General features: G+C 67.1%; 21 protein-coding genes. 16 read left to right on the top strand and 5 right to left on the bottom strand.

The window, feature by feature from the left end:
* Positions 1-255 precede the first annotated feature (255 nt).
* Positions 256-2,262: a polyprenyl synthetase family protein gene (locus tag OH799_RS09580; RefSeq protein WP_406278096.1), complete on the top strand. Its 2,007-nt coding sequence runs from the start codon at positions 256-258 to the stop codon at positions 2,260-2,262.
* A 474-nt stretch (positions 2,263-2,736) separates the two neighbouring features.
* Here OH799_RS09580 and OH799_RS09575 read toward each other — a convergent pair whose 3' ends face one another.
* Entirely contained in the window at positions 2,737-2,958 is a 222-nt protein-coding gene (locus OH799_RS09575) for a hypothetical protein (protein WP_406278093.1), read from the bottom strand.
* Between the two features lie 88 nt (positions 2,959-3,046).
* Here OH799_RS09575 and OH799_RS09570 point away from each other — a divergent pair, with 88 nt between their 5' ends.
* Positions 3,047-4,366, top strand: coding sequence for an aspartate aminotransferase family protein (locus OH799_RS09570; protein WP_406278090.1), 1,320 nt, complete (start codon positions 3,047-3,049; stop codon positions 4,364-4,366).
* A gap of 7 nt (positions 4,367-4,373) precedes the next feature.
* On the opposite strand, the gene OH799_RS09565 is transcribed toward OH799_RS09570, so the two are convergent.
* Complete coding sequence (locus OH799_RS09565) at positions 4,374-4,877, bottom strand: hypothetical protein (RefSeq protein ID WP_406278087.1); 504 nt, start codon at positions 4,875-4,877, stop codon at positions 4,374-4,376.
* 205 nt (positions 4,878-5,082) lie between these two features.
* Here OH799_RS09565 and OH799_RS09560 point away from each other — a divergent pair, with 205 nt between their 5' ends.
* On the top strand, positions 5,083-5,457 hold the full coding sequence (locus tag OH799_RS09560) for an arsenate reductase family protein (RefSeq protein WP_406278084.1): 375 nt from the start codon (positions 5,083-5,085) through the stop codon (positions 5,455-5,457).
* A 45-nt stretch (positions 5,458-5,502) separates the two neighbouring features.
* On the top strand, positions 5,503-6,183 hold the full coding sequence (locus OH799_RS09555; protein WP_357262080.1) for a TIGR00266 family protein: 681 nt from the start codon (positions 5,503-5,505) through the stop codon (positions 6,181-6,183).
* 61 nt (positions 6,184-6,244) lie between these two features.
* Here OH799_RS09555 and OH799_RS09550 read toward each other — a convergent pair whose 3' ends face one another.
* Positions 6,245-6,631 (bottom strand): helix-turn-helix transcriptional regulator, encoded by a 387-nt coding sequence (locus OH799_RS09550; RefSeq protein ID WP_406278079.1) that lies wholly within the window; start codon positions 6,629-6,631, stop codon positions 6,245-6,247.
* A 67-nt stretch (positions 6,632-6,698) separates the two neighbouring features.
* A complete protein-coding gene (locus OH799_RS09545; RefSeq protein WP_406278076.1) occupies positions 6,699-6,983 on the bottom strand; it encodes a DUF427 domain-containing protein in 285 nt (94 codons plus the stop codon).
* Between the two features lie 383 nt (positions 6,984-7,366).
* Between OH799_RS09545 and dop the strand changes: the two genes are divergently transcribed.
* The 5 genes from dop to pafA all read left to right on the top strand — a co-directional run bounded on the left by dop (position 7,367) and on the right by pafA (position 12,471).
* Positions 7,367-8,866: a depupylase/deamidase Dop gene (gene dop, locus OH799_RS09540; protein WP_406278073.1), complete on the top strand. Its 1,500-nt coding sequence runs from the start codon at positions 7,367-7,369 to the stop codon at positions 8,864-8,866.
* Between the two features lie 194 nt (positions 8,867-9,060).
* A complete protein-coding gene (locus OH799_RS09535; RefSeq protein ID WP_040790983.1) occupies positions 9,061-9,255 on the top strand; it encodes a ubiquitin-like protein Pup in 195 nt (64 codons plus the stop codon).
* Entirely contained in the window at positions 9,252-10,106 is an 855-nt protein-coding gene (prcB, locus tag OH799_RS09530; protein ID WP_406278069.1) for a proteasome subunit beta, read from the top strand. The genes OH799_RS09535 and prcB overlap by 4 nt, the downstream gene beginning before the upstream one ends.
* Positions 10,107-10,108: 2 nt before the next feature.
* Positions 10,109-10,888, top strand: a complete 780-nt coding sequence (gene prcA / locus OH799_RS09525) for a proteasome subunit alpha (RefSeq protein WP_406278066.1) — start codon at positions 10,109-10,111, stop codon at positions 10,886-10,888.
* 224 nt (positions 10,889-11,112) lie between these two features.
* Positions 11,113-12,471 (top strand): Pup--protein ligase, encoded by a 1,359-nt coding sequence (gene pafA, locus OH799_RS09520; protein ID WP_406278063.1) that lies wholly within the window; start codon positions 11,113-11,115, stop codon positions 12,469-12,471.
* 129 nt (positions 12,472-12,600) lie between these two features.
* On the opposite strand, the gene OH799_RS09515 is transcribed toward pafA, so the two are convergent.
* Positions 12,601-12,897: an MTH1187 family thiamine-binding protein gene (locus tag OH799_RS09515; protein ID WP_406278060.1), complete on the bottom strand. Its 297-nt coding sequence runs from the start codon at positions 12,895-12,897 to the stop codon at positions 12,601-12,603.
* A gap of 78 nt (positions 12,898-12,975) precedes the next feature.
* Here OH799_RS09515 and OH799_RS09510 point away from each other — a divergent pair, with 78 nt between their 5' ends.
* The 7 genes from OH799_RS09510 (at position 12,976) to OH799_RS09480 (ending at position 20,358) form a co-directional block, all read left to right on the top strand.
* The gene (locus OH799_RS09510; RefSeq protein ID WP_406278057.1) at positions 12,976-13,971 is read left to right on the top strand and encodes a helix-turn-helix transcriptional regulator; all 996 of its coding nucleotides are present in this window, start codon (positions 12,976-12,978) and stop codon (positions 13,969-13,971) included.
* Complete coding sequence (locus OH799_RS09505) at positions 13,968-14,117, top strand: hypothetical protein (protein ID WP_406278054.1); 150 nt, start codon at positions 13,968-13,970, stop codon at positions 14,115-14,117. The genes OH799_RS09510 and OH799_RS09505 overlap by 4 nt, the downstream gene beginning before the upstream one ends.
* Positions 14,114-15,088, top strand: coding sequence for a helix-turn-helix transcriptional regulator (locus OH799_RS09500; protein WP_406278051.1), 975 nt, complete (start codon positions 14,114-14,116; stop codon positions 15,086-15,088). Before OH799_RS09505 ends, OH799_RS09500 begins: the two co-directional genes overlap by 4 nt.
* Positions 15,089-15,224: 136 nt before the next feature.
* A complete protein-coding gene (locus tag OH799_RS09495; RefSeq protein WP_406278048.1) occupies positions 15,225-16,274 on the top strand; it encodes a 2-dehydropantoate 2-reductase in 1,050 nt (349 codons plus the stop codon).
* 66 nt (positions 16,275-16,340) lie between these two features.
* On the top strand, positions 16,341-16,601 hold the full coding sequence (gene tatA / locus OH799_RS09490; protein WP_406278045.1) for a Sec-independent protein translocase subunit TatA: 261 nt from the start codon (positions 16,341-16,343) through the stop codon (positions 16,599-16,601).
* Between the two features lie 98 nt (positions 16,602-16,699).
* A complete protein-coding gene (gene tatC / locus OH799_RS09485; RefSeq protein WP_406278042.1) occupies positions 16,700-17,653 on the top strand; it encodes a twin-arginine translocase subunit TatC in 954 nt (317 codons plus the stop codon).
* A gap of 2 nt (positions 17,654-17,655) precedes the next feature.
* Positions 17,656-20,358 carry a DEAD/DEAH box helicase gene (locus tag OH799_RS09480; RefSeq protein WP_406278039.1) on the top strand — a complete coding sequence of 901 codons (2,703 nt, stop codon included), beginning with the start codon at positions 17,656-17,658 and terminating at the stop codon, positions 20,356-20,358.
* Positions 20,359-20,456: the final 98 nt, after the last annotated feature.

Here is a 20,456-nt window from a genome sequence, read left to right as displayed (position 1 = left end):
TCGGATTACCAACTGTCAGCCTGAATTCGCCGGACTGGCCGGATAGTAGTCAGGAAATGCCTGGTATGGGGCTACTCTGACGCCTTTCGAGTGCCTGGCGGTTACGACGCTGGGGTGTACCTCTACTCCGCACTGGCCGCTGATCTGCGCGGCGTCAAAATCGGCCGATAACAACATCTTCGGCGTGATGTGGTGTCAAATTGCCATTGATCAGCGGCGTCGGATGACCGCTGTACTCAGTCAGGAGTGCCCCGCGTGCCACGTGAAATCGATTCGGCTGTCTTCCCGCATCTGGAGGCGGACCTGGGCCGCGTCCGGGACGTTCTCGGCCCCGTGGAGTTCCGGGGCAGGCCCGAGTTGACCGCGCTCACCGACGAAGGACCCGACACCTCTCGCCGCCTGGTCCGCCCCACTCTGACGTTGCTGTCGTACTACCTGCTCACCGATCCCGCGGTCCCGGCCGACGACCGCGCGGTGCGTGCCGCTGCCGCGGTGGAGTTGCTGCATATGGGCTCGCTGTATCACGACGACGTCATCGATCACGCCTACCAGCGACGCGGGCGCCCTAACGCCAACGCGGTGTGGGGATCGCATATGGCCGTATTGGGTGGAGACTCGGTGACGACCGAGGGTATGCGCATGCTGATCGAAATCGGCCAGCGCGAAGGGCTCGCGGGGACGACCGCGAGTGCGCAGATGTGCGCGGGCATGGTAATCGAGGCCGCCGACCAGTATGTGGCCTCCCGCAGCGAGCAGGCCTACCTGGACGCGATCGACGGCAAAACAGCGGCGGTGCTCTCGCTGGCCTGCCGGGTGGGCGCGATGCAAGCCGGCCGCCCGGAGCAGGAAGAGGCGTTGGCCCAGTTCGGTCGACACTTCGGGTTGGCCTACCAGCTGTATGACGACATCCTCGATCTGACCTCGACCGCCGAAGAAATGGGCAAGCCCGTCAACGCGGATCTGCCCGAGGGCATCTACACCCTTCCCGTGATCCGCGCGGCTGCCCGCGACCAGGACCTTGCCCGCCTGCTACGCAGGACAATGACGGGTGAGGAAGCCGCATATGCCCGCGAGTTGGTGATCGCCTCCAGCGCCGTGGACCAAGCACACGCGGTCGCCGAAAAATTCATCGACCAGGCCGCTGGTCACCTCGCCGACCTGCCTGTCGACCCGCACGCCCGCCACGCGATAACTGCCTACTCCCGGTCCATCCTCGACCGCCGAACTCCTGCACCCGCGGTCCCCCCGCAGCCGATGCAGCCACCCCAGACCCGCAGTGATGCGCTCACGCCCCAGGCCGCGCAGTGGTTGCGGAGCTGGATGGTGGACACCGGCCTGGCCCTCGCCCCGGCCGAGGCCGACTACCACCGGTGGACAGGACTGCTCCGGACCCGAGTACCGGCCGCCGTGGCCCCGGCGAACACGGCCAGTGAACAGGCCGGCGCCGGCCTGGGCACGCTGACCTTTATGTGGGACGACCTGTTCGAGGATCCGCAGCTGAAAGACCCGGAGGCTGTCACCGCGCTGAGGCGTGGGATGGTGGCGACGCTGCGCCAGGACCCGTCGGCACCGTGGAGGTCCGGCGCGATCCCGACGGCGTGGGCGAGTCTATGGCCGCGCCTGCGCGAGGGCCGCACTATCGGCTGGCAGACGCGGTTCCTCGACAGCCTCGAGGCGTGGTTCGAAGCCGCCGAACGTGAAGCGCACCATCGCATCAACGGCTACATCCCCGCCACGGCCGAGTACCTGCCGCTGCGGATGTCGACCGGTGGGTTCGATATCGCCATCGGCGGCATAGAGGTGCACCAGAACCGGGAACTGCCGTTGAAGCTGCGCAACCACCCCGCGATCCGCCGCCTCGAGGAACTTCTCTGCTGGGTGGGCTTCATGGAGAACGACCTGGTGGGGTTGGATCAGGACGAAGCCGACCAAGTCCCCTACAACCTGGTGCGGGCGGTTCGTCACGAAACCGGCTGCACCCGTGGCGAAGCCGTCGAGCAGGTGCAGCACCAGGTGGCCGAGCATCGCGCCCAACTCGAGTCGCTGATCCGCTACCTCCCCGCGCTGCTGCGCGTGCTTCCCGGCCTGTCGGGCAAGAGGAAGGAGTACGCGGAAATGTACGAGAAGCTGACGACTGCTGTGCTCTTGTTACGTCAGAGCGATCGGTACACGCAACCGTCCGCTTCCGCAGCGCCGGACTTGGAACGCTTGCGCCGTGAGATCTACCTCCCGGCCGCCGAACCGGCTCCTACCATGGCGTAACCCCCGGCCACCTTATTCGTGGCCCTGACACGGAGCGACGGTCGCCGGCGAAAGACGTTGTCTCGACGCCGTTCCGGCCGGTTACTGGTGGTGTCAGGTCTAACCTAGACCGATACGTGGAGAACCGGCTGGATTGCGCTGTCAAGCGGGGCGGCAGATCCAGTACGGGTCCGTCTATTACGCACGGCCGCTGTTGCGGTAGACGGCCATAGCGGGGTTGGAATCCGAAGTTCTGCTCGCCGCTCCAACTCCAGCCATTGGCGCTGCAAGTACTGCTTTGTCGCCCATCAGCGTGGCCCACCGGGCACAGCGTAGGGGCACTGATCGGTATCGGACATGACTCGCCACCGAAGGCCACACGGTCCAGATCAGAACGGCCGGGCGATGGCTCCAGCGCCTACGTATCGACAGACGCCGGTTCCTGCACCCGAACGGGCAGGTCAATCGGAAGCCTGCGAATGCGATCATGGCCCGCTACCCAGGGCTCCCAGCCCATGAGGCGACCAGCTCACGGTCCATTATCTGTCCATGCGTATCGATCGGACGCAACGAGTACCCCGCCGCGTCCAGGTGATGGCGACGCATCGAGGCGAGCGGCAGCTCGACCATGTCTCGTGCCGTGGCTCCGTGATATGTGACCGCCTGGCCGAGGCCTTCGAACCTGTGTGGAATCACAGGCGGGACAGTTCTTGTCATAGACCGCGCCTCCGACCGTGCAGGAGCCGCAATCGCGCTATGGTGCCAATGTGCTGTTGTATCCAGCTTCGAAGGGGGAATTCGCCCCATGATCGGGTCAGATCACGTCTTCTATCCGTGGAGTGCCCAGGCCGAGTTGAATCCGGTGCCGATCACCGGGGCATCCGGCTCGTACTTCTGGGATGCCGCCGGCAAACGCTACCTCGACTTCTCCTCTCAGCTTGTCAACGTCAACATCGGCCATCAGCATCCCGACCTCATCGCCGCGATCGTGGCGCAGGCACAGCGACTCACCACCATCTCGCCGACTGTCGGTAACGAGGCGCGCAGCGAGCTGGCGCGCTTGATCGTCGAACGGGCGCCCGGCGAGCTGAACCGGATCCTGTTCACCACCGGCGGCGCGGAAGCCGTCGAGCACGCGGTGCGCCTGGCTCGCAGCTACACCGGGCGCACGAAAATGCTCGCGGCGTACCGCTCTTACCACGGCGGCACCGGCGTCGCGATCGGCCTGACCGGTGAACCGCGCCGTTGGGGCGCGGAGCCGACCAACGTCGACGTGGTGCGGTTCTTCGGACCATATCCGTATCGTTCGCCGTGGGCCACCGCCACTCCCGAGGAGGAGACCGCCGCCGCGCTGGCCCATCTGCGGCAGGTGATCGAACTGGAGGGTCCGCAACACATCGCGGGTCTGATCTTGGAGACGGTGGTCGGCACCAACGGCGTGCTCGTGCCGCCGCCCGGATATCTCGCGGGGGTGCGCGCCCTGTGCGACGAATTCGGCATCGTCTACATCGCCGACGAGGTGATGGTCGGGTTCGGCCGGGTGGGCGAGTGGTTCGCGGTGCAGGCGTTCGGCGTCGCGCCGGATCTGATCACATTCGCCAAGGGCGTGAACTCCGGTTACGTCCCGCTCGGTGGCGTGCTCATGGCGGAACGAATTGCCCAGCGGTATGACCACACGGTGTATCCGGGTGGTCTCACCTACGCTGGACATCCGCTCGCCTGCGCGGCGGGCGTCGCCTCGATCGAAGTATTCGAGCGGGACGGCATCCTGGACCATGTGCGCTCGGTAGGCGCCGACGTGCTCGGAAAAGGTTTGCGGGAATTGGCCGCCCGTCATCCGAGCGTCGGCGACGTGCGCGGGCTCGGATTCTTCTGGGCGCTGGAACTGGTGCGCGACCCACACACCCGGCAGCCGCTGGTCCCGTTCGCCGCGGCGGGCACGGCCGCCGAACCGATGGCAGCGGTCACCGCGGCGGCCAAGGAACGCGGGTTGTGGCCGTTCAACGCGGGCAACCGTTTCCAGATCGCACCGCCGCTCACCACGACGGCGGACGAGCTGCGGGCCGGCCTGGAGATCGTCGACGAGGTGCTCGAGGTAGCCGACGGCTACGTCCAGGGGGGCTGATCCGGTTTCAGTGCGGCGTCAGCTCGACCACGACGCCGCCCTGCTGCCAGGTCTGGTAGATGTCGGCTTTCGACGGCGCACCGTCGGCGGTGCGGCCGATGCCGTTGAACCTCGCGTTCTGCCGGTTGTCCCGCGCGATGATCTCGTAGAGTCGCAGCACGTCGGCCTCGGCGGTGTGGACAACCGGATCGAACGTGCGTGGTCTCCCGCCGAACGATGCCTGGACCGGGGCGCCTGCGAGCAGGTTCTTGACCCAGGGGCGCTGGGCCGTGCCGATGAGCAGTGTCTTCCCATGCTTCGTGTAGGCCAGTGGCACATCGTAGACGGTGCCCGACTTGCGCCCGACGACGTGCAGGATCATCAGTCTATTGCCGACGACGCCGGAGATCCCCGGGACGCGGAGCAGCGTCCGCACGAGCCCGTTCACTACCCTCTGATACGGCGGAATGGGTTCGGGGCCGGACGTGGTCGGTGTGCCGTAAGGGTTTTCGGGCAGAGGTTCCGCGGTCATGACTGCGCCTCGCTGGCGCTCGGCTCCGCCATGACCGAGAACTCGGCTGTGTTCTTAGTTCGCTCGCTCATGGCTCCAGTATCGAACAGCGCGTCCGAATCCGCCCCGCGGTGGCCGAGACTCGCCAGCGTGGTGGCCGGTGGTCTCCGGGGCGACCACGTGCTGTCGCGCTGGTGGCCGCTGTGGCCCTCGGTACCCTACGTGCATGACCTCCCGGCAGACAGAGATCTGGCACAACCCGCGGTGCACCAAGAGCCGCAACGCCACCGCATTCCTCGATGAGACGGGCGTCGAATACTCGGTGCGCAAATACCTCGATGAGCCACCGACCGCTGCCGAGCTGCGTGACGTGCTGCGGCGGCTCGGCGCCGAACCGTGGGACATCACCCGTATCGGCGAGCAGATCGCCAAGGATCTGGGAATGGCGAGCTGGGGGCGCACCGCCGAGGACCGAGACCGGTGGATCGAGGCGCTGGCCGAACACCCGAAGCTGATCCAGCGCCCCATCGTGCTGACCGCGGACGGCGGCGCTGTCGTCGCCCGGGACGACGCCGCGCTCGGGGTGATCCCTGGGCGCTGATCCGGCCGAGCTTTTCTTCGGAATAGGGCGGTAGGGTCGGCGGACATGAAGGTACAACTGCGGCACAACCCCGCCTCGACCATCGCGCGGTGCTTCCTGGCGGGTGGCGAGCCGATGCGCGTCGAGAGCGGTGCCATGGTCGCCCATTCGGCGGGAGTCACGTTGCAGGCCAAGGCCGAAGGCGGCATCTTGGCTGGATTGAAGCGGTCGGTGCTGGCCGGCGAGTCGTTCTTCGTCTCGACGTTCACCGCGCCGCCGCAGGGCGGGTGGGTGGATGTGGCGCCCGCGCTGCCCGGCGACATGCTGAATCTTCAGATCAGCCCGGATCGTCCGTTCTTCATCAGCCGTGGCGGCTGGATCGCCAACTCGCACGGCGTGCAGGTGGAGAGCAAGTGGGGCGGTTTCGCGAACCTGTTCGGCGGCGAGGGCGGGTTCGGTCTGCGCGCGCACGGAGAGGGGGAGATCGTCGTCGGCGTGTTCGGCGCGATCGATGTCATCGATCTGCAACCGGGGGAGCCGATCACCATCGACACCGGCCATGTGGTGGCCTATGACCTGGCGATGAATTTCACTATCCGCCGGGCAGTTTCGGGCCGGTCGATCCAGTCGCTGAAGTCGGGCGAAGGATTCGTGTTCGACTTCACCGGTCCCGGCCGGGTACTGCTGCAAACCCGTAATCCCGGCGCCTTCGCCGCGTGGGCGGGTTCGGTGACCTCGTCCAGCTGATCATCTCGGCGGCCCGCCGGCGCTTTCGGCCGGTGGGCCGTTCCGGCCAGTATGTCCGGGATCAGTCCGTACCGATCAGGGCGGAGGGTGGTAGGCCGAAGGTGCGCCTGCAGGTGCGGGTCAGGTGCGCGGTGTCGGAGAAACCCGCGGGATGCGCGGCCGCGGCGAGGTCGTCGCCAGCCATCGCCCGGGTCCTCGCGATGTGCAGACGCAGCCAGAGGATGTAGCGGCGCAATGGAAGTCCGACCTGCTCGATGAACAGTTGCGTCAGCCGCGTCGCCGAAACACCAAGCTGGCGTGCGACATCCGAGCCACGCACCGAGCCCTCCCGGACCAGCGCGGGCAGCAGGTGCGGCGCCGCGGTGACGACGGTGTTCCGCTCACCTTTTCGACGCCGCGGCAGTCGCACTTCGCCGACCGTCGCCGCTGGTACCTGGGACGAGGTCACCGCGGCAGGATCCGCCACGTTGATACCGATGCGGCGAAACCACTCGACTCCGCTCGGTGGCTGTCAGTCAGTCGGTGACGTCGACGCCGCGCCAGAAGGCGACGTAGTTCTCGATCTGGGCGGCTTCGGATTTCGGGTCGGGATAGTACCAGGCGGCGTCCGGGTTGGATTCGCTGTCGACCACCACGGTGTAGTAGCTTGCGGTGCCCTTCCAGGGGCAGACCGTGTTGGTGTCGGAGGGCTGGAAGAACTCGGAGTGCACCGAGTCCGGTGGGAAGTAGTGGTTGCCTTCGACGACGATGGTGTCGTCGCTGGTCGCGAGGACGCGGCCGTGCCAGGTTGCTGTTGCCATACCCCGATTCTGCCCCAGCCGCGGGAATGCTGGGCGGGGCCTAGCGGCGGATTCGGGTTCCGAGGCGAGCGCCACGAATAGTGCTCGCGGAGATCGCCTGCTGTCTGCCGGGAGTCCCTCCGTTCTCGGCCGACGTCGCCTCCGCGTGCTGCCCACACAGAAGGTTGTCGACCGCGGCGGCGCCCATAACGGAGCACCACATCGGCGGTGCACCAGAGCCACGCTTTGTGTGGATGCGGCCGCCACTCGCGGTACGGTGCCAGACGATTGCTGGTGGCGTGGTGGGCGCCGAGCGGGCATCCGGAAGTATCACCTGCGGTATTACAGTCGGACTCCGCCGGTCGCGACGGGTGCGGCCGGGTGCGTCGCCTAGGCTCGACACCATGCAGCGCATCATCGGAATCGAGGTCGAGTACGGCATCTCGACCCCTACCGAGCCGTCGGCCAACCCGATCCTCACCTCCACGCAGGCGGTTCTCGCGTACGCCGCGGCCGAGGGCGTGCCGCGTGCGAAGCGCACTCGCTGGGACTACGAGGTGGAGTCGCCGCTGCGTGACGCGCGCGGATTCGACCTGAGCCGGATGAATGGGCCCGCGCCCGTGATCGACGCCGATGAGGTCGGCGCGGCCAATATGATTCTCACCAATGGCGCCCGGCTCTACGTCGACCACGCGCACCCCGAATACTCTGCGCCCGAGGTCACCGACCCCTTGGACGCGGTTATTTGGGACAAGGCGGGTGAGCGGGTGATGGAGGCCGCCGCACGGCACGCCTCGAGCGTGCCAGGAGCCCCGCGCCTGCAGCTGTACAAGAACAACGTCGACGGCAAGGGCGCCTCCTACGGCACCCACGAGAACTATCTGATGAGCCGCGACACCCAGTTCAACCAGATCATCGTGGGGCTCACCCCATTTTTCGTGTCCCGCCAGGTGATTTGCGGCTCCGGCCGGGTCGGCATCGGCCAGTCCGGCGACAATGCGGGCTTCCAGCTGTCCCAGCGTTCCGACTACATCGAGGTCGAGGTCGGCCTGGAGACCACGCTCAAGCGCGGCATCATCAACACTCGCGACGAACCGCACGCCGACGCGGACAAGTACCGCAGGCTGCACGTCATCATCGGCGATGCCAACCTGGCCGAGATGTCGACCTACCTCAAGGTCGGCACCACCGCCTTGGTCCTCGACCTCATCGAGGCGGGCGAGGACCTGTCCGACTTGCAGCTGGCCCGCCCGGTCACCGCGGTGCACGCGATCAGCCACGACCCGACCCTGCGGGCCACCGTCGCGCTCGCAGACGGCCGCGAGCTCACCGGTCTCGCGCTGCAGCGCGTCTACCTGGACCGGGTGGTCGAGTTCGTGGACCGCACGGGCAACGACGACAAGCGCGTCCAGGACATCATCGAGAACTGGGCCATGGTGCTCGACCTGCTCGAGCGCGACCCGATGGAGTGCGCGAGCCTCCTCGACTGGCCCGCCAAACTGCGTCTGCTCGAGGGCATGCGCAGCCGGGAGGGCCTGGGCTGGGCGGCCCCCAAGCTGCACCTGATGGACCTGCAGTACTCCGACGTGCGCTTGGACAAAGGTCTCTACAACCGCCTGGTCGCGCGCGGCTCGATGAAGCGGTTGATCAACGAGCAGCAGGTCTTGGACGCCATGACCAATCCGCCCACCGACACTCGCGCATACTTCCGCGGCGAATGCCTGCGCCGTTTCGGCGCCGATATAGCGGCGGCGAGCTGGGATTCGGTGATCTTCGATCTGGGCGGCGACTCGCTGGTCCGCATCCCGACTCTCGAGCCGCGTCGCGGCACCAAAGCGCACGTCGGAAAGCTGCTCGACGGGGTCGACACCGCCGCCGACCTGGTCGAACAACTCACCACCTAGGCGGTGTGCCCATCTGGGTGGTGGGCGGAGTGGTTCGCAGCGCCGCAGCGCGGCCATAAACACAGCGCGTCGCAAATTAGACACAGTGTCGGTGTCGCTGGGTAGTGTTGAAGGACGAGCACGGACATTGCTCATGATCGGAGCCGTGCTCAGATGGGCTCCGATCATGATGAGGACAGAGGAGGTCGGCTGCTATGGCACAAGAGCAGACCAAGCGCGCCGGGGGCGGCGACGAGGACGAGGGCCCGGACGGTGTCGACGCCGCGGGTCAGGAGCGCCGCGAAAAGCTGGCGGAGGATACCGACGACCTGCTCGATGAGATTGATGACGTACTCGAGGAGAACGCCGAAGACTTCGTTCGTGCGTACGTCCAGAAAGGCGGCCAGTGACAGTAGGTGACCCCTCGCGTCTCCACTTGGGGTACGCCCTCTCTTCCTTCTCCGAACACTTGCGCGCGCATGCTCCGGACCTGTTGCCTTCCAGCAGGTTCGGGCAAGGTGCCGTCGGAATTACCGGCGGCACTTCCGCGAAGGACATCGCTCCGCACGGCACGACCATCGTCGCGGTCAGCTACCGCGGCGGTGTGCTGATTGCCGGTGACCGGCGCGCCACGCAGGGGAACCTGTTGGCCAGCCGGGACATCGACAAGGTCTACATCACCGACAGCTACTCCGCGGCCGGCATCGCCGGTACCGCGGGAATGGCCGTGGAACTGGTGCGGATCTTCGCGGTGGAGCTGGAGCATTACGAGAAACTCGAGGGCGTGTCGCTGACCTTCGACGGCAAGGCGAACAAGCTGTCGAAGATGGTGCGAGAGAACTTGCCCGCGGCCCTACAGGGTCTTGCGGTGGTACCGATGCTGGTCGGCTATGAACTCGACGCCGCCGATCCGGACAAGGCGGGCCGCATCGTGTCGTTCGATGTGGTGGGTGGACGCAGTGAGGAGAGGTTCGGCTACGCTGCGGTCGGTTCCGGCTCGGTGTTCGCGAAGTCCGCGCTGAAGAAGTTGTACGCCAAGGGAATCGATCAGGATCGTGCGCTGCGCATCGCCGTCGAGTCGCTGTTCGACGCGGCTGACGACGATACCGCGACGGGCGGTCCGGATCTGCTGCGCGGCATCTTTCCGACGGCGATTGTTGTCGATGACGAGGGCGCGGTCGAGGTGACCGAGTCGCGGCTGGCGGAGATAACCCGTGGGATCATCGCCGACCGTGAGGCCGCCGAAGAAGGGAGCGCCTGAGCATGACACTGCCGTACTACGCCTCGGCCGAGCAGATCATGCGCGACAAGACCGAACTCGCGCGAAAGGGCATCGGTCGAGGTCGCAGTGTCGTAGTGCTGGCCTACGACAAGGGTGTGCTGTTCGTCGCGGAGAATCCGTCCGCGACGCTGCACAAGGTGAGTGAACTCTATGACCGTGTCGGATTCGCCGCGGTCGGCAAGTACAACGAGTTCGAGAACCTGCGTAGAGGCGGCATCCTGCAGGCCGACATCCGCGGTTACCAGTACGACCGCCGCGATGTCACCGGCCGTGCGCTGGCCAACGCCTACGCGCAGACCCTTGGCTCGATCTTCACCGACCAGCTCAAGCCTTACGAGGTGGAGATCTGCGTGGCCGAGGTGGGCTATCCGGAGCAGGCCGCGCGGTCGGTGCTGTACCGGATCACCTTCGACGGGTCGATCGTGGACGAGCGCGAGTTCGTGGTGATGGGCGGCACGACCGAGCCGATCGTCACCGCACTGAAGGCCTCCTACAAGGCGGGTCTGGACCTGGCCTCCGCGGTCGGTGTCGCGGTGCGCGCGCTGCAGGCGGGCGTGCCGGAGGGCACCGAGAAGGAGAAGCGGGTGCTGGGCGTGAGCTCCCTCGAGGTGGCCACGCTGGAGCAGGCGCGGCCTCGCCGGGCGTTCCGGCGGGTCACCAACACCGCGCTCGAGCGGTTGCTGAGCCCGGCGAAGGCGGCAGGTGAGCCGGAGCCGAAGGACGAGGAATCCCCGGCGGAGGACGCTCCGAAGTCGGAGTGAGCCGTCCGGCGGGCCGAGTTCCGCGGCCTGTGAACGACGCGTCGACGGCGCCTCGTTCACAGGCCGTCCTGCCGTGTCCAGGTTCCGGGGTGTGCATCCTTCGGTGGAAACCGGGCTCGACCGTGCGAATTCCGACAAAGCGGGCTAAATCGTTGTGAAGACGTATGCATCCGGGTTGTTCGCTGAACCACGCAAGTCGATGACATGGCTGTAATGTCGATAGTGTGCAGCGACGAATCATGGGGATCGAGACCGAGTTCGGTGTGACATGCACCTTCCACGGTCACCGTCGACTGTCCCCCGACGAGGTGGCCCGGTATTTGTTCCGCCGGGTGGTGTCCTGGGGCCGTAGCTCGAACGTGTTCCTCCGCAACGGTGCCCGGCTCTACCTCGATGTGGGGTCGCACCCGGAGTACGCGACCGCGGAATGCGACAACCTGGCGCAGTTGGTGACCCACGACCGTGCAGGCGAGCGGGTCCTCGAAGAGTTGCTGATCGACGCCGAGCAGCGTCTGGCCGAAGAAGGTATCGGCGGCGACATCTACCTGTTCAAGAACAACACCGACTCCGCGGGCAACTCCTACGGCTGCCACGAGAACTTCCTCGTGGTCCGCGCAGGTGAGTTCTCCCGGATCTCGGACGTGCTATTGCCGTTCCTGGTAACCCGCCAGCTGATCTGCGGTGCGGGCAAAGTGCTGCAGACGCCGAAGGCCGCCACCTTCTGCCTCTCGCAGCGCGCCGAGCACATCTGGGAGGGCGTCTCCTCGGCGACCACCCGCTCGCGCCCGATCATCAACACCCGCGACGAGCCGCACGCGGACGCGGAGAAGTACCGCCGCCTGCACGTGATCGTTGGCGACTCCAACATGTCCGAGACCACCACCATGCTCAAGGTCGGCACCGCCGCGCTGGTGCTGGAGATGATCGAGGCGGGCGTCTCGTTCCGCGATTTCGCCTTGGACAACCCGATCCGCGCCATCCGCGAGGTCAGCCATGACCTGACCGGCCGCCGCCCGGTGCGCCTGGCCGGGGGCAGGCAGGCCAGTGCCCTCGACATCCAGCGCGAGTACTACTCCCGCGCGGTGGAGCACCTGCGCAACCGCGACCGCGATCCCCAGATCGATCAGGTGGTCGATCTGTGGGGGCGGACCCTGGACGCGGTGGAGGCGCAGGACTTCGCCAAGGTAGACACCGAGATCGACTGGGTGATCAAGCGCAAGCTGTTCCAGCGCTATCAGGATCGCTACGGCATGGAGCTGTCCGATCCGAAGATCGCTCAGCTGGATCTGGCCTATCACGACATCAAGCGCGGACGCGGTGTCTTCGACCTGCTGCAGCGCAAGGGCCTGGCCAAGCGGGTCACGGAGGACGAGGCCGTGGACACCGCGGTGGACACCCCGCCGCAGACCACCAGGGCCAAGCTGCGTGGTGACTTCATCACCGCCGCTCAGGAGGCAGGCCGCGACTTCACCGTCGACTGGGTGCACCTGAAGCTGAACGACCAGGCGCAGCGCACTGTGCTGTGCAAAGACCCGTTCCGCTCGGTCGACGAGCGCGTGGATCGCCTCATCGCATCGATGTGAGTGGGTTAGATGTGCCGCGCCTCCGCGTGGCGTGTTCGTGACCCCTCTTGGCTGGCGTCCGAGCGAGCGAGACCAGCGCCTGCGCGTCGGCCGCTCGGACGCCAACGGCGGGCTGTCCGGCCGCTGAAGCTACTTCTCCGACAGGTACTGCTCGACCTTGTCGACTTTTGCGGTTATGGCATCTGTGACGCCGGGCCGGATGTCGGCCTTCAGCACCAGGCTGCACCGCGGCGCGACCGCGAGGATCGCGTCGGCTGCCTGCTTCACCACGCCCATCACCTCGTCCCATTCGCCCTCGACCGTGGTGAACATGGCGTCGGTGCGATTGGGCAGTCCACTGGCCCGCACCACGCGGACCGCTTCGGCGACGGCTCGCCCGACGTCCACGCCGGTGCCGAGCGGAGTTACGGAGAAGGCGATGATCATGTAGTGATGATGCCCCCCCGGCACGCTGTGACCGACCGAATTGCGCGCCGCCGCGCGGCGCCGATTACCCTCTATCGGGTGGCGATATCCAAGGTCGAGCGGCTGATGAATTTGGTCATCGCGCTGTTGTCGACCCGGCAGTTCCTGACCGCGGAGCGGATTCGGGACAGTGTCGCGGGATACGAGGACTCCGCCAGCGACGAGGCGTTCAGCCGCATGTTCGAACGGGACAAGAACGAACTACGTGATCTGGGCATCCCACTCGAGGTCGGACCGGTGAGCCGGTATTCGACGATCGAGGGCTACCGGATCAACCGGGACGCCTACGAACTGCCCGATATCGACCTGACCGACGAGGAGGCCGCCGCCGTCGCGGTGGCCGTGCAGATGTGGGAATCGCCCGAGCTCGCCGCGGCCGCGGAGGGCGCGCTGCTCAAACTCCGCGCGGCGGGTATCCACGTGGAGACCGACGCCGCGGTGGCGTCGGTGCCCGCCGTCCCGGCTCGCACCCGCGGCTCGGAACCGGTGCTCGGCAAGCTGCTCGCCGCGATAGACGCGGGCCAGGCCGTTCGATTCGAGCACCGCGGCGCGATCAACGCCCCGTACTTGATGCGCGACGTCGAGCCGTGGGGTGTGGTCACCCACCACGGCCGGTGGTATCTCGTCGGCCACGACCGGGACCGGGACGCAGTGCGCAGCTTCCGGCTTTCCCGGATCGGCGACGACGTGACCGCTTGTGGTCCACGCAACGCCGTCCGTAAGCCGGATGGTGTCGATCTGCGCGCGATCGTCGACCAGGTCACCAGCACGGTGCCGGTCAGCGGCTCGGCCACGGTATGGGTCGCTGACGGGCGTGGACAGGAGATCCGCAGGCTCGGACAGGTCACCGGCGAGCGCAGCCTCGGGGGTCGCACAGGCGCCGTGGTGCAGCTGCCGGTCCGTTCCCGCGACTGGCTGGCTCGGCTCATCACCGGCCTCGGGCCGGACGCGGTGGTACTCGCGCCCGAGGCGCTCAGGGCCGATGTCATCGCCCGGCTGCGGTCGGTGTTCGACCACACGGAGGTCCGGGCATGAGCGAGCGCAGCGAGCGAGCAATGGGTGCAGCCGAGCATCGCTCGGTCATGCTGGAGTCGAGCGTCAGCGAGGCTGAAAGCATGAGCGAGCGAACGATGGGTATAGCCGAGTGCGAACCCGGCGCGATGTGCGAGGTGGCGTGGTGAGTTCAAGGCTCTCGGTGCGCCTTTCGCGGCTGCTCAATATGATCCCGTACTTCATCGCGCACCCTGGTATCAGCGCCGCCGAGGCCGCCGCCGACCTGGGTGTTACGACCAAACAGCTGATGAGCGATTTGAACCAGCTGTGGATGTGTGGGCTGCCCGGGTACGGCCCCGGCGACCTGATCGACCTGTCGTTCTCCGAGGAGAGCATCGAGGTCACCTTTTCCGCGGGTATCGATCGGCCGTTGCGACTGACCTCCACCGAGGCGACCGCGCTGCTGGTCGCGCTGCGTTCGATCGTGGACATGCCCGGCATGGTCGACCCGACCGCTGCGCACGCGGCCATAGCCAAGATCGAATCGGCCATCGCGGGCGGGTCCGCGGACGCTGCCGAGGAGTCTCGTACGCCGCCGCGGGAGGCGCCCGCCGTGGCCACGGTGCGGTCGGCGCTGGCGCGTGGGCGCGCGGTGCGCCTGGTGTATTACTCCGCGAGCCGCGATGTGGTGTCCGAACGGGTCGTCGACCCCATTCGCATCGTCCTCGTGGACAACAACAGCTATCTGCAGGCCTGGTGCAGACAGGCTGAGGGAGTGCGGCTGTTCCGTTTCGACCGGATCGAGGACGCGACAGCGCTGGACGAGCCCGCGCGGCCGCCCAAACATGCCACCGAGGCAGCGGCCGGGCTCGACCTGTTCCAGGACGATCCGGCGGTTCCCTTAGCGCGCTTGCGAATTCACTCGCACTACGCTTGGGTACTCGATCAGTATCCGATGCACCGGCTCGCGGTGCACCCCGACGGCACCCTCGAGGCGACCATGCGGTTCGCCACGATGGACTGGATGGCGCGCCTGTTGCTCGGCTTCGGCGCGGGCGTCACCGTCCTCGGTCCGCCGGAACTGGTCGCCGCGGTGCGGGAGCGCTCGAACGCCGCTTTGGTCGCCTACGAGGAAGCCGGAGACCTGGAGGCACGATGACGGGACAACCGCCAGTGCCGTATCGAGCCGACGGGGTGGCGCAATTCCCGCGGAGGCTCGATGAGGAGCAAGTCGTCCCGGGGCTCGTTGGCTCACCGGGTGCAGGTGTTCGTCGGACGCGAGGGGCTGAGTCGGCGTGAAGAGTCGCGTGCTCGTGATCGGTGCGGGCAGTATCGGCACGTTCGTCGGCGGCAAGCTGGGAGTGGCCGGGGCGCAGGTCACGCTGGTCGGCCGCAGGCGGATGCTCGACGAGGTCACTGCGTCAGGGCTGCGGCTCACCGATCTCGACGGTGCCGACGACGCCCTGACCGCGGACCGATTCCATGTCGCCACCGAACCGGAGGACGCAGGATCGGCGGATCTGGTGCTGGTCACGGTGAAATCGGCGGCGACCGCGGGCGCGGTGCGCGGGCTCCGCGACGAGATCCGGCCGGGCACCGTGGTGCTGAGCCTGCAGAACGGCATCGGCAACGACTCGGTGATCCGGGAGTTTCTGCCGCATTGCGTGGTCTTGGCGGGGATGGTGATGTTCAACGTCGTGCGCCATCCTGACGGCCACCTCCACCGCGGCACCGAGGGTGGGCTCGCCGTGCAGGACGACCCGGCGCTCGCGCCGTTCCTCGGCGTCTTCGAGCAGGCGGGACTCGGGTTGCGCCGATACCCGGACCTGCGCCCGGTGCAGTGGGCGAAGTTACTGCTCAACCTCAACAACCCGATCAACGCGCTGTCGCGGCGCCCGCTGCGCGAGGAACTCGCCGACCGCGACTACCGGCGCTGCCTCGCGCTGACGCAGCGCGAAGCGCTCACGGCGATGAGCAGGGCGCGAATTCGCCCTGCCCGGTTGACCCCGCTGCCGCCGCGGGCGATGGCGGCGCTGCTGACCGTCCCCGACCTGCTGTTCCAGCGCGTGTTCGGGCAGGTGCTCACCATCGACCCGACGGCGCGCTCATCCATGGCGGACGATCTGGAGCTCGGCCGCAAAACCGAAATCTCCTGGCTGTGCGGTGAAATCGTCGGGTTGGGCGCGATGGTCGGGGTACCGACGCCGGTGAATCAGCGGCTGATCGAACTGATCGTCGCCGCCGAACAGGGCGATCGGCGCAGCTGGACCGGCAGTGAACTGCTCGCCCAACTGCGCGCCGCCGCGGCGGGCCACACGGTCGAGCCCCGGGCAAACGAGCAGTGACGGCGGCGTTCGCGCACGTCACGGTCCGGTAGCATCGAAACATCACAGTCTTGGGAGGTAAAAATCATGGGCAGTCTGAGCATCTGGCACTGGCTGATCATCGCGGTGGTTTTCGTGATGTTCTTCGGCGCGAAGCGGATGCCCGACGCGGCCCGCAGCTTGGGCCGATCATTGCGCATCTTCAAGAGCGAGGTCAGCCAGATGCAGAGTGAGGGCAACACGTCGAACGCCGCCGCCTCGACGCAGCAGCCCGCGCAGCAGCTGCCGCCCGCGCAGCCGGTGACGCCGTCGGTCACCGAGCCCCGTACCGAGCAGAAGTCGGTCTGAGCGGAAACGCTCGCGCCGGGGTGAGGAAGAACTCACTCCGGGCATAGCGCTGTTGCCGAGCTGAGCGAGGCACGTCAAACCAGGGGCGATCACCAACCATGCGAATCCCGTTCGATCCGCGCCGCAGTAAGCGCAGGACCAATCCCGACGGCACCATGTCGTTGATCGAGCATCTGCAGGAGCTGCGCTACCGCCTGCTGGTCTCGATCGCCGCGGTGCTGGTCACCACGGTGCTCGGATTCCTCTGGTACGGGCATTCATTCCTCGGCGTCGAAAGCCTCGGCGACATTCTGCGCGGGCCGTACTGTTCGCTGCCCGCGTCGGCGCGCGCGTCGTTGAGCCCGGATGGCGCGTGCCGTCTGCTGGCCACCGCGCCGTTCGAGCAGTTCACCTTGCGCTTGAAGGTCGGTATGACCGCCGGTGTCGTGCTCGCCGCGCCGATCTGGCTGTACCAGCTGTGGGCGTTCATCACACCGGGGCTGTACGCCAAAGAGCGCAAGTACGCGATCGGGTTCGTGTCTTCGGGCACGGTATTGTTCACCGCCGGTGCGGTGCTGGCCTACGTCGTCATCGCGCACGCGTTGAGCTTCCTGCTGACCATCGGCGACAATGTGCAGATTACGGCGCTGAGCGGTTCGCAGTACTTCGGCTTCATCGTCAACCTGCTGATCATCTTCGGCGTCAGCTTCGAAACCCCCTTGCTGATCATCGGACTGAACCTGATCGGGGTGCTGACCTACCAGCGGCTCAAGGCGTGGCGGCGCGGCATCACGTTCGGCTTGTTCGTCTTCGCCGCTATCGTCACCCCGCAAGACCCGTTCTCCATGCTGGCGCTCGCGCTGGCGCTGACGGTCTTGTTCGAGGTCGCCATACAGTTCTCCCGGATCAACGACCTCCGCCGCGCCCGCAAGGAGCGCGAGGGGTGGGGCGCGCTGTCCGACGAGGAAGCCTCCGAGGTGGGCGGCCCTGAACCGATCGATCCCGCGGAGTCGATCACGACGCCGCGGGAGAAATCCGCGCGACCCGTGTCGGACTACTCCGATACCCTCTGACGGTGACACATCACCGGTCGCGGACGGGCGAGTTGGCCGTATTCTCGGCCGAGCTGAAGTTCGAGCTCGACCCGTTTCAGCGCAATGCCTGCGTGGCGCTCGAGGACGGCCATAGCGTGCTGGTCTGCGCCCCGACCGGCGCGGGCAAGACCGTCGTCGGCGAATTCGCGGTACACCTGGCGCTGGCAGCAGGTGGCAAGTGCTTTTACACGACACCGATCAAAGCGCTGTCGAACCAGAAGTTCGCCGACTTCACCGAACGGTACGGCCGCGACAGCGTCGGCCTGCTGACCGGCGACCAGTCGATCAACGCGGACGCACCGGTGGTCGTGATGACTACTGAAGTGCTGCGCAACATGCTGTACGCCTCCTCCGACGCCCTGCGCGGGTTGTCCTACGTAGTGATGGACGAGGTGCACTATCTCGCCGACCGGTTCCGCGGGGCGGTGTGGGAGGAGGTCATCCTGCACCTGCCGCCGGACGTCCGGCTGGTCAGCCTGTCGGCCACGGTCAGCAACGCCGAGGAATTCGGCGCCTGGATGGCGACGGTGCGCGGTGACACCGCCGTGGTGGTCGACGAGACCAGGCCGGTGCCGCTGTGGCAGCACGTCATGGTGGGGCGGCGGATGTTCGACCTGTTCGACACGAAGTCCACCGATCAGAAGGTGCTCGTCGACGAAGACCTAGTGCGATTCATCCGGCACCGCGAGGCCGCCGACCGGATGAACGGCTGGGGCGGTCCGCGCAACGGCCGCGGCGGTCCGCGCCGCGATTTCCGTCCGCTGCCGAGACCCGAGGTGCTGGCCAAACTGGACGACGAGGGTCTGCTGCCCGCGATCACGTTCATCTTCAGCCGCGCCGGCTGCGACGGAGCGCTGGCGCAGTGCCTGCGTTCACGGCTGGACCTGAGCCGCGAAGACGAGCGTGACGAGGTCGACGCGATTATCGAGAAGCACACCGGCGATCTGCCCAAGACCGATTTGGAGGTGCTCGGCTACTGGGAGTGGCGCGAGGCGCTGCACCGGGGGCTGGCCGCGCACCATGCGGGCATGCTGCCTGCGTTCCGGCATACCGTCGAGGAACTGTTCGTCAACGGGCTCGTGCGAGCTGTGTTCGCCACGGAGACACTGGCGCTCGGCATCAATATGCCCGCGCGCACCGTCGTGCTGGAGCGCCTGGTGAAGTTCAACGGCGAGTCGCACGCGGAGCTGACGCCGGGAGAGTACACCCAGCTGACCGGGCGCGCAGGAAGGCGCGGTATCGACGTCGAAGGACATGCGGTGGTGTTGTGGCAGCCGGAGGTGGATACCAGCGCGGTCGCGGGCCTGGCTTCCACGCGCACCTATCCGCTGCGCAGCTCGTTCCGGCCGGGGTACAACATGTCGATCAACCTCATCGACCGAATGGGCGCCGACGAGTCGCGTGCCCTGCTGGAGCGGTCGTTCGCCCAGTTCCAGGCGGACCGCTCGGTGGTCGGGCTGGTGCGCGGCATCGAGCGCAACGAGGTCGCGCTGCGCAAGCTGCGCGACCAGCTCGGTGGCATCAAGGGCGGGTTTCTGGATTATCTAGCGCTGCGTGAACGGATCAAGCAGCGGGAACGGCAGCTTGCACAGCAGGGCCGGGCCGACCGGCGGGGTGCGGCGGTGGACGCGCTGGTAGCACTGCGCCGCGGCGATGTGGTGGCGATTCCGTCCGGGCGGCGTGCCGGGCTCGCGGTGATTCTGGAGCCGGACGCGACGCCGGGGGATCCGCGCCCGTTGGTGCTCACCGAGGACAAGTGGGCGGGTCGGGTGTCGGTCGCCGACTTCCCGGTGCCCGCCGAACCACTCGGACACATGCGGTTGCCGCGTCGGGTGGACCATCGCACCGCGCGCATCCGCAGCGATCTGGCCTCCGCGCTGCGCAGCACCGGGATCTCGTCGCCTGGCAGGCCCCGGCGCGGCAAGCGTTCCACGGCAGCAGACGACCGTGAACTGTCCACATTGCGACGCAGCCTGCGTTCCCATCCGGCGCACACGCGACCAGACCGCGAGCAGATGTCCCGGATCGGCGAGCGCTACAACCGGCTGCTGCGCGAAACCGAATCGATGCGCCAGAAGGTCGCCGCGACTACCAACTCGTTGGCGCGCACCTTCGATCGGATCCTCGGGCTTCTGGAGGAACGCGGGTTCGTGCACGAGAGCGAGGTGACCGCCGACGGGCGCAGACTGACCCGCATCTACGCCGAGAGCGACCTACTGGTCGCCGAATGTCTGCGGCAGGGATTGTGGCGCGGCCTCGGCCCCGCCGAGCTGGCCGGCGTGGTTTCGATCCTGGTGTATGAATCCCGGCAGGAGAGCGGATATCTCGCCGCCGGCGGCCCGACGGCGCCGATCCGCCGGGCAGTCGGCGCGACCATCGGCGTGTGGTCCGAGCTGCGTTCCGACGAGGCCCGGCACAAGCTGCCGCCGACCAGGGAGCCGGATCTCGGTTTCGTCACGGGTGTCTACAAGTGGGCGCGTGGGGACGGGCTGGCCGACTCGTTGCTCGCCAGCGGTGATCAGGGCACGCCGCTGTCGGCAGGTGATTTCGTGCGCTGGTGCAGGCAGGTGATCGATCTGCTCGATCAGATCCACAGCACCGCCGACGATTCCGAGATCGCCGCCACGGCGGCGAAGGCGGTGCGGGCGATCCGGCGCGGTGTCGTCGCGGTGGACGCCGCCTGATCGGTGTGAGCTACGGGCCAGGACGAGGCAGCCTGCGTAACCACGCGACCGCGAACGCCGCCAATCTCAACACAGCTGATCCGATTGTGATTTGATTT

It is taken from the genome of Nocardia sp. NBC_00881, from assembly GCF_045207455.1.
Classification (GTDB): domain Bacteria; phylum Actinomycetota; class Actinomycetes; order Mycobacteriales; family Mycobacteriaceae; genus Nocardia.
This window is presented reverse-complemented; position numbering and strand designations above follow the sequence as displayed.